Origin of the sequence: Sphingobacterium sp. (assembly GCF_039596235.1) — a bacterium.
Taxonomy (GTDB): Bacteria; Bacteroidota; Bacteroidia; order Sphingobacteriales; family Sphingobacteriaceae; genus Sphingobacterium.
Map to the genome: position 1 here is coordinate 667322 of NZ_JBCNKE010000002.1, position 15792 is coordinate 683113.

Annotated in this window: 11 protein-coding genes; 6 read left to right on the top strand and 5 right to left on the bottom strand. The window is 46.5% G+C overall.

The annotated features are described in order from the left end of the window. Positions 1-101 precede the first annotated feature (101 nt). Genes ABDW32_RS06900 through ABDW32_RS06925 form a run of 6 tightly spaced genes read left to right on the top strand, consistent with a single transcriptional unit; the run spans position 102 to position 8453 of the window. Positions 102-3473 carry a SusC/RagA family TonB-linked outer membrane protein gene (locus ABDW32_RS06900; RefSeq protein WP_343560743.1) on the top strand — a complete coding sequence of 1124 codons (3372 nt, stop codon included), beginning with the start codon at positions 102-104 and terminating at the stop codon, positions 3471-3473. 43 nt (positions 3474-3516) lie between these two features. Beyond that, a complete protein-coding gene (locus ABDW32_RS06905; protein WP_343560745.1) occupies positions 3517-3975 on the top strand; it encodes a RagB/SusD family nutrient uptake outer membrane protein in 459 nt (152 codons plus the stop codon). Next, positions 3953-5011, top strand: coding sequence for a RagB/SusD family nutrient uptake outer membrane protein (locus ABDW32_RS06910; protein WP_343560747.1), 1059 nt, complete (start codon positions 3953-3955; stop codon positions 5009-5011). The genes ABDW32_RS06905 and ABDW32_RS06910 overlap by 23 nt, the downstream gene beginning before the upstream one ends. Positions 5012-5023: 12 nt before the next feature. Continuing rightward, positions 5024-5824 carry a DUF4843 domain-containing protein gene (locus ABDW32_RS06915; protein ID WP_343560748.1) on the top strand — a complete coding sequence of 267 codons (801 nt, stop codon included), beginning with the start codon at positions 5024-5026 and terminating at the stop codon, positions 5822-5824. Position 5825: 1 nt separating this feature from the next. After that, a complete protein-coding gene (locus tag ABDW32_RS06920; RefSeq protein ID WP_343560750.1) occupies positions 5826-7277 on the top strand; it encodes a PKD-like family lipoprotein in 1452 nt (483 codons plus the stop codon). 33 nt (positions 7278-7310) lie between these two features. Further along, complete coding sequence (locus tag ABDW32_RS06925) at positions 7311-8453, top strand: TlpA disulfide reductase family protein (protein WP_343560752.1); 1143 nt, start codon at positions 7311-7313, stop codon at positions 8451-8453. 132 nt (positions 8454-8585) lie between these two features. Here the strand turns inward: ABDW32_RS06925 and ABDW32_RS06930 are convergent, their stop codons facing one another. The 5 genes from ABDW32_RS06930 to ABDW32_RS06950 are packed head-to-tail and all read right to left on the bottom strand — an operon-like array spanning position 8586 to position 15781. Then, positions 8586-9452, bottom strand: coding sequence for a sialate O-acetylesterase (locus ABDW32_RS06930; RefSeq protein WP_343560754.1), 867 nt, complete (start codon positions 9450-9452; stop codon positions 8586-8588). Positions 9453-9507: 55 nt separating this feature from the next. Then, on the bottom strand, positions 9508-11238 hold the full coding sequence (locus tag ABDW32_RS06935; RefSeq protein ID WP_343560756.1) for an RICIN domain-containing protein: 1731 nt from the start codon (positions 11236-11238) through the stop codon (positions 9508-9510). Between the two features lie 31 nt (positions 11239-11269). Beyond that, the gene (locus ABDW32_RS06940; RefSeq protein WP_343560758.1) at positions 11270-12955 is read right to left on the bottom strand and encodes an endo-1,4-beta-xylanase; all 1686 of its coding nucleotides are present in this window, start codon (positions 12953-12955) and stop codon (positions 11270-11272) included. Positions 12956-12978: 23 nt separating this feature from the next. Further along, a complete protein-coding gene (locus ABDW32_RS06945; protein ID WP_343560760.1) occupies positions 12979-14004 on the bottom strand; it encodes a DUF5627 domain-containing protein in 1026 nt (341 codons plus the stop codon). A 16-nt stretch (positions 14005-14020) separates the two neighbouring features. After that, entirely contained in the window at positions 14021-15781 is a 1761-nt protein-coding gene (locus tag ABDW32_RS06950; RefSeq protein WP_343560762.1) for a RagB/SusD family nutrient uptake outer membrane protein, read from the bottom strand. Between the last annotated feature and the right edge of the window lie 11 nt (positions 15782-15792).

The window sequence follows — 15792 nt, forward strand, 5'->3', positions numbered from 1 at the left end:
TTATACTTGACCAAACAATATGAATTAACAAATTGGGCAGTGGATCCTGTCATCTAAGCAATGGATCCTGCAATCTAACCTAACTAAACTAACTAGAATTAATGAAATTAAGTTGTTTTTCACAAGCGACCAAACCCCTTTTATGGCTTGTTTTTGCTGTCCTATTCCAGCTAGGCCATAAGGTAAATGCGCAAACCGTAACCTATGCCGGGCGCAATGTCACACTAATGGAAGTGCTTAAAGCGGTCAAAATTCAGACGAGCTATGAGGTGCTCGGAGCCAAAAAGATGTTGGAATCGGCAAAGCCAATTTCAATTAAAGTGGACAAAATGCCCCTTAAATTATTTCTGGATAAAATTCTAAGTCCGCAGCAAATCGGCTACACGATTGAATCGAAGACGATTTTCCTGGAAAGGAAATCAAGTCCACGGAAATCCGAGCCCACAAGCCACCCCAAAATAGAACAATCATCCCAGAAGCAGATCCGCGGACAAGTCCTTGGGAAAGACCGTACGCCGCTTTCCGATGTGAATATTTCACAGCTGGGCAATACCATCGCTGTGGCCGATAAAGAAGGACGTTTTTCTTTTACCGGCACTATGCAACCGCTTACATTAAGTCGGGTTGGCTATAAAAACTATACCCTCGCTTTGGTGGAAAACAAAGAAGAGTACAGTGTAGTGATGGAAGAAGAAGCGAATGCATTGGAGCAGGTCGTTGTCACCGGTTATCAGGTGCTAAAAAAAGATTCCTACACGGGAACAGCAATTACTAAAAGCGGCGACGAGCTACGGCAGGTAAATCCGCAGAATGTGCTGCAGGCCATGCAAGTGTTCGATCCATCATTTAAATTGCTCGACAACAATCTTGCTGGATCCAATCCCAATGCTTTGCCAAATATCAATGTGCGTGGATCTTCTTCATTGCCCACCGGAGGGAATGAAGTGCTGCGAAGGGATAATATCACGACCACAATCAATATGCCGGCCTTTATATTAAATGGTTTTGAAGTAAGTGTACAGAAAGTGCTCGATCTGGATATGACCCGTATTGAAAGTGTCACGATCTTGAAAGATGCTGCTGCAACCGCCATATACGGTTCGAGAGCGGCCAATGGTGTGATGGTCATTACAACAAAAATGCCCAAGGACGGCAAATTACAATTGACTTATACACATGAGAGCAATGTAAATATGCCCGACCTGACCGGATACGATGTTTTGCATGCTGCTGATAAATTGGCCTATGAGAAGCTGGCCGGACTGTATGATGCCACGATCCAGCGGCAGCCACAGGACGCCTTGGATGAACTGTATTATCAAAAGTTGGCCAATGTGCTTGGCGGTGTGGATACCTATTGGCTGTCACAGCCTGTACGGACTGCGGTGGGGCAAAAGCACGGCCTTTATTTGGAAGGTGGTTCGGAGACGTTCCGCTATGGCGTAGACATGCGTTATCAGACCAGACCTGGTGTGATGAAAGGCTCGGGAAGAAATCAATATTCGGGCGGACTAAACTTTAGCTATAACCTCAGAGGTAAATTTAGATTTCAGAACGAGCTTGCCGTAACAGTGGTCGACGGGCGTGAATCTCCCTATGGAAATTTTGCGGATTATGTCCGGATGAATCCTTACTACCGCATGACAGATGATCAGGGTAATATTATACAGGAGGCTGATGTATGGACAAGGGTGGCAAATTCGGGAAGTGCACAACGGGAATATGTCTTGAATCCACTTTACAATGCGACGTTGAATAGTTTCAATAAACTGGGCTATACCGAATTGCTGAACAATTTCTCCGGTGATTTTGACCTCAGCAATGGACTTCGCCTGCGGGGACAGGTAAGTTTGTTGAAACGCTTGAATACGAATGATAATTTCCGCTCGCCCTTAGCCAATGATTTTTATTTCTATCCTACAGCACAAACAGACGAAAAGGGTAGTTATACCAGCTATACAAACAATGAATTGTATTGGGATGCAAACCTACGGATCAATTGGATGCGTACGATTGATCTACATAGCTTCAATATGGTAGGGGGAACCAATATCCGGACAGAAAGCTATGATGAGCGTTCTTTCAAAGCGATTGGCTTTCCGAATGACCGATTTACCAGTGTGGGATTTGCCAAGGGATATGCGGAGAATGCGAGTCCTTCGAGCAGCTTGGGTGCCTCCAGGCTATTTGGTGCCTTTCTCAGTGCCAATTATTCATATGATAACCGTTATCTGATGGATGCAACTGTCCGAATTGATGGCTCTTCCAAATTTGGATCCAACAAGCGTACTGCCCCCTTTTGGTCGACAGGAATCGGCTGGAATATGCATAAGGAAAAATGGTTTGCCAACAATGTAGTCAGCCAATTGCGGCTCCGCGCTACGATAGGACTGACGGGCTCTGTACAGTTCGATCCTTACATGTCGCGGACAACTTATAGTTACGATAAGAGCAATTGGTATTCCTCGGGTCTGGGAAGTACGGTCCGTAACTATGGCAATGAAAACCTGACCTGGCAGAAGACCCAGAGTACCGATGTCGGTCTTGATCTTGGACTTTGGCTTGATCGTTTGACGCTTTCGCCACGCTATTATCATAAGATTACCCGTGATATCCTGGCCGATATCAACCTGGCACCTTCTACAGGATTCAGCTCTTATAAAGAGAATCTTGGCGATCTTGAAAACAAAGGATTTGAGCTCAACGCCAATTGGATTGCCCTTAAAAGTGAAAAATGGACCCTGAGTCTGTTGGCGAATTTGGTACGGAACAGAAATAAAATAGTGCGTATTTCAAATGCATTGAAGAGCTACAATGAACGTGTCGATGAAGCACAGCAGGGGAGTGATTTAATGGCCGTGCCCTTGCTTCGCTATAAAGAGGGCCAGTCGTTGGATGCCATATATGCCGTACCTTCCTTGGGGATAGATCCTGAAAACGGGAAGGAAGTTTATATCAAAAAAGATGGAACACTGTCGTATGAATGGGATGCACGGGATATCGATGTCGTCGGGGTGGCCACACCAAAAATGGAAGGATTTTTCGGAGGGACACTGCGCTACAAGCAGTTTATGTTGGTGGCCTATTTCCAAACAAGGATAGGAGGTAAAACCTATAACCAAACCTTAGTAGACCGTGTCGAAAATGCCGATCCACGTTATAATGTGGACATTAGGGTCCTGGAGGAAAAATGGAAAAATCCTGGCGATGTGACCTTTTACAAAAGTATACAGGATCTGGGGCAGACGCGGGTATCCTCGCGTTTTATTATGCCCGACAATTTATTTGCCCTGCAGTCACTGAATCTTTCTTACGATGCTGGGAAAGCACTTTCGAAAAAACTGGCGCTGTCAAGCCTGCGTGTCGGACTTGTCGCAAATGATATTTTTCGTTGGTCTTCGGTGAAAGTAGAACGCGGAATTACGTACCCATTTGCCCGCAGTGTGACTTTTACCCTACAGGCAGGATTATAAAAGATGGTAAGTCCCATCCAACGGATGGAAAAAATATGTACAGATGAAGAAGTTAACTATAGTTTTAATACTGTTCACAGCCCTGAGTACGCTTTCTTGCTCCAAGTGGCTGGATATACAACCTGAAAGCGAAATCGACAAGTCGGTCCTCTTTTCTACCGAGGATGGTTTCAAGGAAGCCCTGATCGGCGTATATACGCGATGTGCTAAAGATGACCTCTATGGCAAGGAGCTGACCATCGGAACACCGGAAGTGATGGCGCAGAACTATGCGCTGTCAAGTAATGATCCCTTGCGGTATCAGCAGACCAAGTTGTTTAAATACAATGACGGTAACTTTATTGGCCGAAAGGACAATATCTGGAAGGGTTTATACAATGGTATTGTCAATGCCAATCTGATACTTGGTGAAATTGAACGTAAAAAGCAGTTATTTACGGGAAGCAATTATCAACTGATTAAAAGGGGAGTCGCTGGCCTTGAGAGCCTACCTCCATTTTGATGCTTTGCGCCTATTTGGTCCAGCTCCGGCTGTAAATGACAAGATTGAAGCCATTCCCTATGTAACGACCTATTCCAATAAATCCACTAAACTGTCCACGGTGTCACAACTTCTGGATTCGGTGATCCGGGATCTGGAAGAAGCCAAAGAATTGCTCAAGGTTGATCCCATCCGCCTGAAATCCTACGTGGTTGGCTATCCTACTGTCGGAGACACCTTGAAAAATTCAGAGCTGCAGGACAAGAGCCTCTTTTTACAGAACAGAAGGCACCGGCTCAACTATTATGCCGTTTGTGGATTACTGGCACGTACCTATCTCTATAAGGGAGATAAAATAAAAGCACTGCTGAGCGCACGTGAAGTGATCGATGCCAAAAAATTCCCGTGGACCAACGCCACGGATTTCCTTGCCGTCGATGCGGACAAAAAAGATCGGGTTTTCTATAAAGAGCTGTTGTTTGCCTGGTACATCCCGGCCATGAACAGCAGCTATAACAATGACTGGTTTCAGGACAACAACAGCGCCATTTACCTGGATCAGGATGAAGCAAAAACCATTTACGAGGTTGCAGGAGCCGGTGGCGGAGACATGCGCTATACGCAATGGTTTGGAACGGTAAGCGTTGGAAATTCTTTTATATCATCTATTCATAAATATAGAAGGAATACACTGGGCGACAGTTTTGCGGCCAATCTGCATTATCTGGTAGCGCCGGGGATCCGATTGTCCGAAATCTACTATATCGCCGCTGAATGTAGTTACGAGACTTCTCCCGCTCAGGCTGCAGCATGGCTTGATGAGGTACGTGAACATCGGGGCATCGGTCAGAAAGTGGATATATCGACAAATGCCAAACTCCGAAGCGAACTCCTGAAGGAATACCGTAAAGAAATGTTTGCCGAAGGACAATTGTTTTTTGCCTATAAACGGCTGAATGTACCGATTGTCGGACAGCAAGGCACCACAATTCCGGCCAGTCAACAAATTTATGTATGGCCGCTGCCTGATGATGAAATAATTTATGGACAACGGTAAATAGTAACCAAAATGAAAAAAGCTATTTTATTACTTCTGCTACTGCCGCTGCTGTGTTCTTGCAAAAAGGCGGTTTTAACGACCTACGATAGGGCGGCAAATGTTTATTTTGATTTGAGCGACGCCGATCGGGATAGCATTGTATACACTTTTGCTTACGATATGACCAAGGCAGAGGATACCATTTTCGTTCCCGTCAAAGTGATGGGATACCGTGATCAGCAAGCGCGGCAATACGAGGTTTTCGTGGAAAAGGATTCATCAACGGCACGTGCCGATCTGCATTATGATCAGCTTAAACCGACCTATACCATAGAAAGTAATGCTGGCCGGGCGTTGTTGCCCATTATAGTGCACAATATCAGCGAACTTGAAAATCAATCTGTATCACTGCTCGTAAAACTTAAGGCAAGTAATGACTTTGGGATTGAAAACCCAGCACTGATACGGGCGCGTATTATTATTTCGGCCCAATTGGAGCAGCCTGCCTGGTGGACAATGTGGCTTGATAATTATTCGCGGGTAAAACATCAGCTCTTCTTAATTGTGACCGAACAGCGTTCGCTTTCTACGGTTGGACTTGATGCACCCAAGAATCTCTACTTTGTCAATCTCCTTTTGATGATGCTCAATGATCCCTTTAAGTGGGTCAAAGATCACCCGGAAAAGAATTATGTGCTGAGTAGTAAAGATAATGGCCAGACCTATCAGTTCCATCACGTGGACAATCCAAACCGAAGCATTCTATTGAGAAAGAATAGCGCTTCGGGTAAGTATTATTTTATAGATGAATCAGGAAAGGAAGTCAGATAAGATGAAAAGAAATGTAAACAGGTCAAGAGCAATATTATTTTTTGCCATTATGTCTTTAACCTTATTGGTTTTCGGTGGCTGTTATAAGGATAAGGGGAATTATGCGATCGATATGCCTGAGGGACCGCAGATTACAGGATTGGACACTTTGTATGAAGCTTCGGTTGGCGATAGTCTTATTATAGCACCCAAAATTACGGGTATCGATGCGGCTTCATTGAAATGTAACTGGCGCATCGATGTACCAGAGGCAATTATCCCCGAAGCCAACCACTATGAAGGTCCTGCACTGCGCATCGTTTTTGGACTTCAGGCCAAGAGGTACACAGCGCGTCTTACGGTGACCAATACGGCCAATGGAATGAAATATTTCTATAATTTCAAAATCCAGGGAGCAACGGCTTTTTCGCGGGGATCACTCGTGTTATCCGTTCAGAATGGGATCAGTAAGCTGTCCTTTATAAAACCTGACAATAGCGTACAAGCCAATATTTATGAGGCGATCAATCGCGAGCCATTACCACCGGATCCGATGTATATCCACTACCTAAAAAACCAGTTCACGGGAAATACCCCATTAGGATACTGGATTATTTCCAAACAGGCAGGTGTGCGTCTCGATGTCAACAACTTAGTTAAAGAAGCGGTAAAACCCGGCACACTGCACGATAACTTTTTTCTGGCTCCAGCGACGATTGCTGTCGGAAATCTGCTCGCCCATCCGCAAGGAGTAATGATGGGCGTCATCAATGGTAAATTTTATGGCGGAACAACGAATACCTGGGATCAATCGAATACCTATGGCATGTTTGGAACTTATGCGGATGGGGACTACGAATTAGCACCAGAAATTATATTGACTACGGTAGACAACAACTATAGTGTAATTGCTTTCGAAAAAAATAAAAAGCAGTTTATCCGAATCAATATATATGGTAGTCCGATGTATTTTGGTACACAGTACAGTCCCGTCAATACTGAAATTTTTGATCCAACAAAGGTGGGCATGGATCTGATTAAAATGGTACAGATCAATAACACGGATACCTACGCTTATGTGAAGGATAGTAGTGGTCAACTCTATGAACTGAAGTTCAATGCAAATTTTAATGGTCCGTTTATGGTCACGGCAATACATAAGAGACTCTTTATAAAACAAGAATGGATAAATACCGAAACAAAGATGGTGGCCACCCGCAATGGGTACATCTATATGGCCTACAAAAATCAGGTGTTTCGTTATAATCCGCTCAATCAGCAGGTGGAACTATTGAAGGCAGCCATCAAATCGGATGTAGGCATGCTCAAATTGGATGATGATGAGAATACTCTGATTGCAGGGGCAGAAGGTGCCCTGTATTATATGGACATCCGGGTAGGGAAAAACGGCGATCTGCTCAAAACAATTGACGGTCTTCCCGGAAATCCCGTTGATATGACCTGGCGTAAGTAAAAAAAGAACAATATAACATCTAATCATATAAACATGAAAAATTTAAAAATAGCTGCCTTAGCGCTGGCATTTTTGCCCTTGACATCATTTGCGCAGCAAGCGGGCTTTCTGATCAAGGGAACTGCACCAAAAGCTTTCAATGGCAAAAAAGTATATCTCGATTATACAAAAGATGGATTTCCAGCCTCGGATTCATCGGCTATCGTGGATGGCAAGTTTAGTTTCAAAGGAACGGTGGAGGAGCCCGCTTACTCCCGAATGGTGTTTGATCAGGATGGTAAGGGGAAATTGATCGCACAAAATATTGGCGATCGGTTATATTTTTATTTGGGCAATGAAACTTACAACATGACTATCAAAGATTCGCTGCGTACCGCTGCGATAAAAGGATCGCCATTGCATAATGCCTACGTCGCTTATTTAAATGAAATTGGCGGTGGTTTTATGGATATCATTGATGCGGGGAATAAGGCCTTTTCGGCCGTAAAGCAGGATGCTCCTGATGCCAACGACCAGTATAAAGCTATCCATGAAAAGTTTGAGGCGCGGTTTGAAGCCCGGCGGGTAAAAGAGCTGGCATTCGCTGCCAAAAATCCCAATTCCATCTTTGCGGTGGACGCGCTTATTGATGCAGCCAATAAACGCAAGCTCAGTGAGATCGAACCTTTGTTTTTGAAGTTGTCCAAAGAGGTGCGTCAAATGACAAATGCGCGACAGTTGGAAGCACGTTTTCTGGCGGAGAGAAGTGTGAAAATCGGTAATAAGGCACCTGATTTTTCCCAGCCAGATACGGAAGGGAAATTGGTCAACGTATCCGATTTTAAAGGTCAGTATGTGCTGATCGACTTTTGGGCAAGCTGGTGTAGTCCCTGCCGTGCTGAAAACCCCAACTTATTGAAGGCGTACAACAAATATAAAAATAAGGGCCTGGAAGTGCTCGCGGTTTCGCTGGATGATACAAAAGGAAAAAATGCCTGGTTAAAGGCCATTAAGGATGATGGATTGCCTTGGATCCATGTCGCCGATCTAAAGGGCTGGAGCAATGAGGCAGCAGTGCTGTATGGCGTGCGCGCCGTACCGCAAAATTATCTGGTGGATCCTCAAGGAAATATTGTTGCTATCAATATCAAAGGTGAACTGTTACACCAGGAATTAGCCAAAATTTTTGGAAACTAATGGACAAATGCATGCACTGTTATTGCCTTTAAACCATAAAAGGATATTATTCGAACGAATGGCATTATCGACGGTCATCTATCAATATTGCCGATAATCTGGTAAGGCTAGGGATTGATTCCCTAGCTTTCTTTATTTTTTTGTTTTCTGCAGCAATCTAAGCATGCTTGCTGCATAATTCTTGCCCAGCTGTCGGTACCCCGCAGGGCTGAAGTGCAGTCCGTCGCCAATACCTTCACAACCTGCGGAGGAGATGATATGGGCGGTGGGTATCGTAGCTGGCAGGGTCTGGATAATGCTGTTCATGCTAGCGCATTTCCCTCCAGCTTCGGCCGATAGGAGTTCGCCGGCAAGCAGCGGGACATCTTGGGCTTTCAGCTGTAAATCATGTAAGAGGTTTTCATAGACTTTTTTTACTTTATCGGGCCATTGCCGATCGCCGGTGTTGGACTCACCCTGGTGAAGCAAAATCCCTTTGATAACACCCTTCTGCTGAGCTATCTGGGCTAGGGCCAAAAGTCTTCCATAGGGATTGTTGTCATAGGCAGCAAGCATGGATTTCATCCACTCCGGTGCCCTTGCGACGTAGCTCGCGCTGCTGTCCTGATCAAACAATTGAATGTGGCAGCCGCCTACCGAAACATTGATGATACCGACCTCAATATTTTTGGGAAGATTTTTCACAAGTGTTCGGCCAAAATAATCTGCAGGTGTAAGTCCGGTGTGGCAGCGTGTAAGCGGTGCCCGGGCGGGAGACCATTGGCCATACTGCCGCCCTAGGTCGGGACAGTCTACTGCCGACAGTACCTGGAACCGTTCGATGGAGGTCGTGTCCTGGGCTTCAAATTGGCCATGTCCCTCCATATTGGATTGCCCAAAACAAAGGTAAATATGGAAGTTCTTGTCTTGGGCAAAGCTGGCTGTACCCGAAAAATTGCATGCCATGATGAGCAATAGCAGGACTTTAAAATGTATTTGTCGCATGGTGAAGGTTTTCATATTTTTAAAATTAAGCTATTTCGCGGTAAGCAAGCTTACCGCGAAAAGATAACCTTTAATTCATCGCTATAAATTTGAATTTAAACAATTGACAGGATGTACCGTAGTAATCCCAAAGATGCAGATTGGAGTTGCCATCCATGGTACAGTTGGGTACATCCCAACCGCGTGTGGCATCGACCTTTGAGGTAATTTTATAATAGCCATTGGCTACAGCGGTGACCTTCCAGGCCTGCGCATCATTGCCATAGTTTTGCCAGAGCCGGATGGCAGTTCCGAGCGCATTGCTGTTACTCGCCAGGTCAATACAGCGATTGCTGGCGCTTGCTTTGGAAACAAAGCGCCAGTACCCATTGCCTGCATCGATGGCTACCCAGCGCTGTGCATTTGCGCTATTTCGGGTCCAGGGTCGGAGTACTGCGCCGTTGACATCTTCCCCTGATTTTAAATCAAGAACTTTGTTGGCATCGGTCTGAAATTCGATTTCGTAAACCCCATTATTCACTAGGCTAGTGACGGTGCAGTTAGACATGGGGTAATTGGAGGCGGCATATTGCTGAAACCATTGTTTTGCAGGAGCCGCGCAAGCCTCCCAATCGTTGTTATAGGCCGTGCCAGCATTGGGATCTCCTTTGTGAAGCAGATTGTCCGGAGCGAGCAGGTTCCAGCTCACATTGCCGGACTGATCGACGATATATTTTAGATTGGCACCAAAACCGTTTCCGCCCGCTGTACCTGTGGTTCCGGTACCGAAAGTGCCGTATCCCTGTGGCGCCCAGTCGGTCTCGGTAATGGCGATCGGAGCAATGTCAGCAATAGGTTTGACATTGGTATTCCAGGCATTCTGAAAAGCTTGATAGGTATTGACACCACCCCAGTATCCCGGGTAGATATGCACGGCGTAGCCGATGTTGCCGCCGGTAATCTGGTTATTGACATAACCCTGGTAATGGGATTGCCAGCCGGTACCGGGTATCCAGCAGACATTATTGGCTCCGTTGTTACGGATGATATTGACCAGGGGCTGAAAGAAATTTTTCAGCGCAGCAAAATGTTCGTTGCCGGTCATTCCCCAGGTGCCGTTTGTCCCCAGGATTTCAACCGGTTCGTTGGCCAGCTCAAACATCACATTGTCTGCATTTTTCAATGCGGGGTGCTGTGAAAGGAAAGTCCAGACGGTCTTGAGATAAGTATGATAGGCATCATTGACCGCGATACGGTGCGGACATACACCGGGAGGGCGCAAGATGACATACATCCCCCGGCTGCGGGCATGGTTGATCAAGGGGATAATGACTTGGTCGGTGTAGGTAACCAGGCGATTGTAGTTGAACCTGGAGATGTCGTTTTCGGGAATAGGCGCCCCTGGATCATTGGTCCAATATGGATCAATATGTAGACGAATATAATTCAGGTACCAGCCGTCGGCGGCGCTGCTGAGCTTGTCCATGACCGCCTTGTTGTAATTGAGCGCGCCCTGCACATTGTAGTTGTCCCAGGTGCAGTAGCCTGAGTTGGCACCATACTGACAACCATTGAACCAGGGGCTGGGCGTAATGGCTACCCCATGCAGGACAATGTTATTGTCACAGGGGTCTTTGAGGTACTTTCCGCCTACATGTAGGGTCGGCGTCGGCCGTGGCCAGTTTGTCACCGCTTGGGCGGAAACATTGGCCTTAAGACTTCTTTCGGATTCACTGATCAGTGTTTTTTCTTCCAGCCGCGAACAGCTGGAAAGAAGGGCCAATAAAAAGATCAGCAGTAACCACTTGTTGTTTGTTCTCATAATTTAACTATTTAAAAGGTGATTAATGATCTTATTTTTTAGCGGACAAGGCCTCAGCAACAGCCTGATACGCGGGCTTTCGAACAAATCCTTCGGTCCATAATCCGATCGGTTCCCCACGCCGCCAGAATGAACTTTCTTGGTCTGGGCTATCCAATGGGCTCCATAGGGTGATACCGTACTGTTTAGCCTTGGGAATAATTTCCAGGTATTTCTCGACGACAAATTTGTACAGGTCAGCCTGTTTCTGATACATTTCAGCGGTGGCATTGCTGGTCTTGATGCCATTTCCCAGGCCAATATCAAGCTCAGATACTTTGATCAGCTTGCCCGTGGCGGCCAATAAATTGAACATATTCACGATGTTATCTTTGCTGGTATGGATATCGATGTGCATCTGGGTACCGATCCCATCCACTTTGGCGCCTTTGCTTTCGATGTAGCTGACATATGCGATAAGCCCTTTGCATTTGTTGCCACTGCCTTCTAAGCCATAGTCATTGATGAATAGGAGATCATTGGCGTTGCCATATTTGCGGGCAAACTGGAAGGCTTTCACGGCATAATCTTTACCCAAATAATCCTGCCAGTAGAATTCATCATCCGCCAGATCGCTTTTGCCGACGCCCGTTTTTAGAGCATATTGGTCCGGCCAGTCGGACATGGGTTCGTTGACCACATCCCAGGCTTTGATATAACCTTTCGTTTTCTCAAGCATACCGGCAATAAATGTTTCCAGCGCTTTACTGAGTATGGCTTCTTTCTCGGCAGCTGTTTTCTCAATCGTGCTGCCCCCAGGGCTGCCATAACCTTCGCCATCGGCGGACTGCGCCCTGGTGGAATTGTTTCCCCAGCCAAACCAGCCGTCAATATTGTTTTCAAAATCACTGTTGGCAATGAGGCTTGCCGAACTGCCTGTTTTTGTCAGCACAACCTTGTCAATGAAAATGCTGCCATCGTATTGGCCAAAATTGATGATAAAACGGTTACGTGCTGCGGTTGCGGTCACTTTAAGTTCGTACGCTTTGTAGCTTGTCGTTAAAGCCAATGACCCCATGTTATCGCCGGTATAATTGGAGGTGCTCTGCAGATCAATGCCAATATTACCTGCTTTACTGCCCCGGGCCACGATCTTCAATACATATTCTTTCCCTATTTCCGTCGGGCTAATGTCTGTGGCTGTCTGTGCTTCCCAGGCATTGACAACAGAGGGATTGCTCATTTTTAAGGCATGACCGGCGAGGGCTGGCCCGCCGGAACCTGGTATAACCACAGGGGCGATTAACTTATTCAAGTAGGCGGCATGCTGTCCCGAATGCCAGCACAGCGTGTGGCCATACAGGGCCATGTTGTTTTCCTGTGCGGCCCTGATCAGCTGTTCGACACGTGATAGATTCAGGCTTCCATCGGCTTGTACAATGGAACCATGCTTCATCTCATAGCCCATCACCATTTCTTCGAAATTGCGGTTGGCGAGTCGGTAAAGTACCCCTTTGTTAAAATAGTCGTTCATATTGAGCGCCACCCCAAGCTTAAATCCGGGGTTTGCCTGTTTGTCTAAATAACTTTTCAGAGGCTGGTAGGCGTCGATATCTTCCTGCGCCAGCACTTTCTCCGGTTTTTCGACAGCATATTCCAGGGCTTGATATTTGGAACAGGAACTCCAGGCGGTGCCGAGCGCAAGTAGGATGACGATAGTTTTATTGATTTTTTTCATCGTTGTTCATGATTGAATTGATACTACTTTTTGACGGGCGTAAAAGTTTCCATTTTTACGGACCGGTCCCGCATCACGAGGGTGTCCTTGCTGCTGATGCTCATTTGTGCCATATCGATCGTGTAAGATAGATAAAGTGCATCCCGGTCTGCATTGCCCCAGCTGTTTTTTTCGCCCCGTTTGACAAACTTTCCGCTTCCACTAGCGGATATGCCGGCACTGGCCGAGCTGATGCTACAGGTATTGTCCTCATTAAAAGTTAAGTTCAGGTTGACATGGATATCGACATCTCCAGCTCCCTTAAAAGAAAGCGGCAAGATCGATTTCTTAAGTGCTGCTGTGCTGACATTTTTGACTTCGTCCTTTTCGACATAGGCCTGATGTCTGACAATATTTTTTGTCAGGCTGCTGTTGGCCCCTTTGCCAACAATCTGGTCGGTACCCCGGCGCAGATAATTGCCATGCCAGGGATTGATATATTTGAGGGCATAAAAGATAAAATCTTTTGGCGCAACATCCCATTCGGAAGCAATAGCCCTATGGGCAGTCTGTAGGGAAGTTTTACCGGAGAGGATGGAATCCGCATTGGCAACCTTTGTCATCCTTAGCGGTAAAACGTAATAGGTTTCCAAGGACTTGGGATCGGCAAAAAAAGCGTCGGTCAGCTGCACCTCCACGCCACCCGTGAGACTACCGCTCGGGATGCTGATCTGGTTGCTGGCAAGCCGATAATAATTGTCAGGCAATGCGGTCACGGCCTGCCCATTGGGGTAGCTGAGCCCATTTGTGAGACCGTTGTCGACAACGAAGTCGATACGGATATCTTTCTTGTTGTTGTACACGCCAGCCGTGGTTGCCATGACTTTGACCTTATGTTGGTTGTCGAGGCTATTGTCAAAGATGTCTTCGCCCAGGGTTACCGTTCTGATGGGGGTCTGGTAAGCGAAGTATACGGATTGAAATTCAAAGTCCGGGAACTCCCAGTCATTATTTTTGCATGACGCCAGGCTTACTAAAGCCATCGCGTAGAGGATATTGATCTTTTTCATCGTGTGCATGTTAAGTTTAATTCCAGCCTGTATTTTGTACAAGATTGCTGTATTTAAGTACCTCACTGTAGGGAATTGGGCCATAATTCATATAGGCTTCATAGAGTCTATTTTCCACAGGTATTTCGGTATAGTTGTTATTGCTGATACTCATGCCCTTTGCAGCGACATTGATATCCATTTTCCAACGGCGGAGATCCCAAAAGCGGAATCCTTCAAAGCAAAGCTCCAGCCGGCGTTCGTTCCGGATCAGCTGCCGCATCTGTTCTTTATTGTTTTTGACCTGCTCCAGGTAGGGATCGCCATTGTTGCTGCCTACACCTGCACGCCGGCGGATCGCTTTGATGATATCGTAGGCGGAGAACGTAAAGGTCCCCATGCCCGTAGGTCCCCAGGCTTCATTGGCCGCTTCGGCATAGGCCAGATACATCTCCGTCATGCGTATACGGGCATTGAAATGCATTTGCTGGGTAGAAGATGAAGGATTGAGGTTGACATCCTGACGCAGGAGCTTTTTCAGGTAATACCCCGTCCGTGTGGATGTTTCTACTTTGTTCAGCCCGTCATTTGTCGGACTATTGGCTGTCGTATTGATCGCCGTATTGCTGACACCTGCTGTGGCACCATTGACAATAATATAGGCCTTCAATCGGGGATCCCGCTTATCGTAAGGATTGGCTTTATTGTAGGCCGAATTGGCATCGGCAATGGGATAGCCATTCTCCATGGGGAAGGCATCGACCAGGTTCTGCGTGGGGTTGAGACGGCCTCTGCCAAATAAGGTGGGCGGAAAATGATCTTGCTCCATGCTGTTGCTATTTCCCTTGTCTGTGCGCCAAAGAATCTCGGCCGGATTAGATCCGGAGGTTAAGCCATCCACCACCTCTTTATTGTACCAGGTAAATCCTTTGGGGTCGATACCACTGGCACCACCTTTGGCCTGGATGACCTGTCCCGCATAGGTCGCGGCTTGCTCCCAGGTCGTTTTGCTGCCTTCACTATAGGCGGGACTTGCTGCCAATAGCGCTGCCCTGGCTCGTATCGCCTGTGCAATGCGTTTGGTCATCCGTAATTTGAACGTAGAACCAAATACACGATTGTAGTCATTGGCATTTACGGATCCTGCATATTTGACCGGAACCTGGCTATCGTTGCTGATATTTTCATAATCCATCGGCAATAGTTCCTCTGCTTTTTTGATATCGTCGTACAACTGCTGCATGCAGGCTTCAAATGAAGCCCGAGGTTGATTAAAATCCGAATTGACGGTCTCGGGAGTCAAATGGATCGGTACGCCCAGGATTTCTCCTGTGCTTGACTTACCGGCATGCGCCTGTAGGAGATGGAACATAAACAGCGCACGAAGGCCATAGGCTTCACCTTTCATCCGGTCGTTGAACAGGACGCTGACTTTTGGTTCCATGGCCCATTCAACCTGATCCGTCAAGGACAAAAAGTTGTTCAGGTATTGAATGGCTGCATAGCTGTTGCGCCACTGGTCAAAGGGGTTGTTGATACTTGTCCACTGACCGGTTGCCGTTTTTAGGAAAGTATTGTTCTTATCGTTGCTCACCGCATTGTCAGTTGCGACCTCATCAAAGCTGTAGCTATTGCTGGGAATCCGGTTGTATCCGTTTAAAAGCAATCCCTGGGCATATAGCGGGCGGCTATTGGCGGTTTCAATTTCAAGATTATTCTCTAGAGCCGGCTCAAACATATCTTCGCAGGAAGAAAATAACAGGCTGCACAGGATAGCTAGGGTTAGTATTTTTTTCATCATTCTCATTT

Coding starts and splice junctions, on each gene's coding strand:
- ABDW32_RS06900 (WP_343560743.1), top strand. CDS start 102: ATGAAATTAAGTTGTTTTTCACAAGCGACCAAACCCCTTTTATGGCTT.
- ABDW32_RS06905 (WP_343560745.1), top strand. CDS start 3,517: ATGAAGAAGTTAACTATAGTTTTAATACTGTTCACAGCCCTGAGTACG.
- ABDW32_RS06915 (WP_343560748.1), top strand. CDS start 5,024: ATGAAAAAAGCTATTTTATTACTTCTGCTACTGCCGCTGCTGTGTTCT.
- ABDW32_RS06920 (WP_343560750.1), top strand. CDS start 5,826: ATGAAAAGAAATGTAAACAGGTCAAGAGCAATATTATTTTTTGCCATT.
- ABDW32_RS06925 (WP_343560752.1), top strand. CDS start 7,311: ATGAAAAATTTAAAAATAGCTGCCTTAGCGCTGGCATTTTTGCCCTTG.
- ABDW32_RS06930 (WP_343560754.1), bottom strand. CDS start 9,452: ATGAAAACCTTCACCATGCGACAAATACATTTTAAAGTCCTGCTATTG.
- ABDW32_RS06935 (WP_343560756.1), bottom strand. CDS start 11,238: ATGAGAACAAACAACAAGTGGTTACTGCTGATCTTTTTATTGGCCCTT.
- ABDW32_RS06940 (WP_343560758.1), bottom strand. CDS start 12,955: ATGAAAAAAATCAATAAAACTATCGTCATCCTACTTGCGCTCGGCACC.
- ABDW32_RS06945 (WP_343560760.1), bottom strand. CDS start 14,004: ATGAAAAAGATCAATATCCTCTACGCGATGGCTTTAGTAAGCCTGGCG.
- ABDW32_RS06950 (WP_343560762.1), bottom strand. CDS start 15,781: ATGAAAAAAATACTAACCCTAGCTATCCTGTGCAGCCTGTTATTTTCT.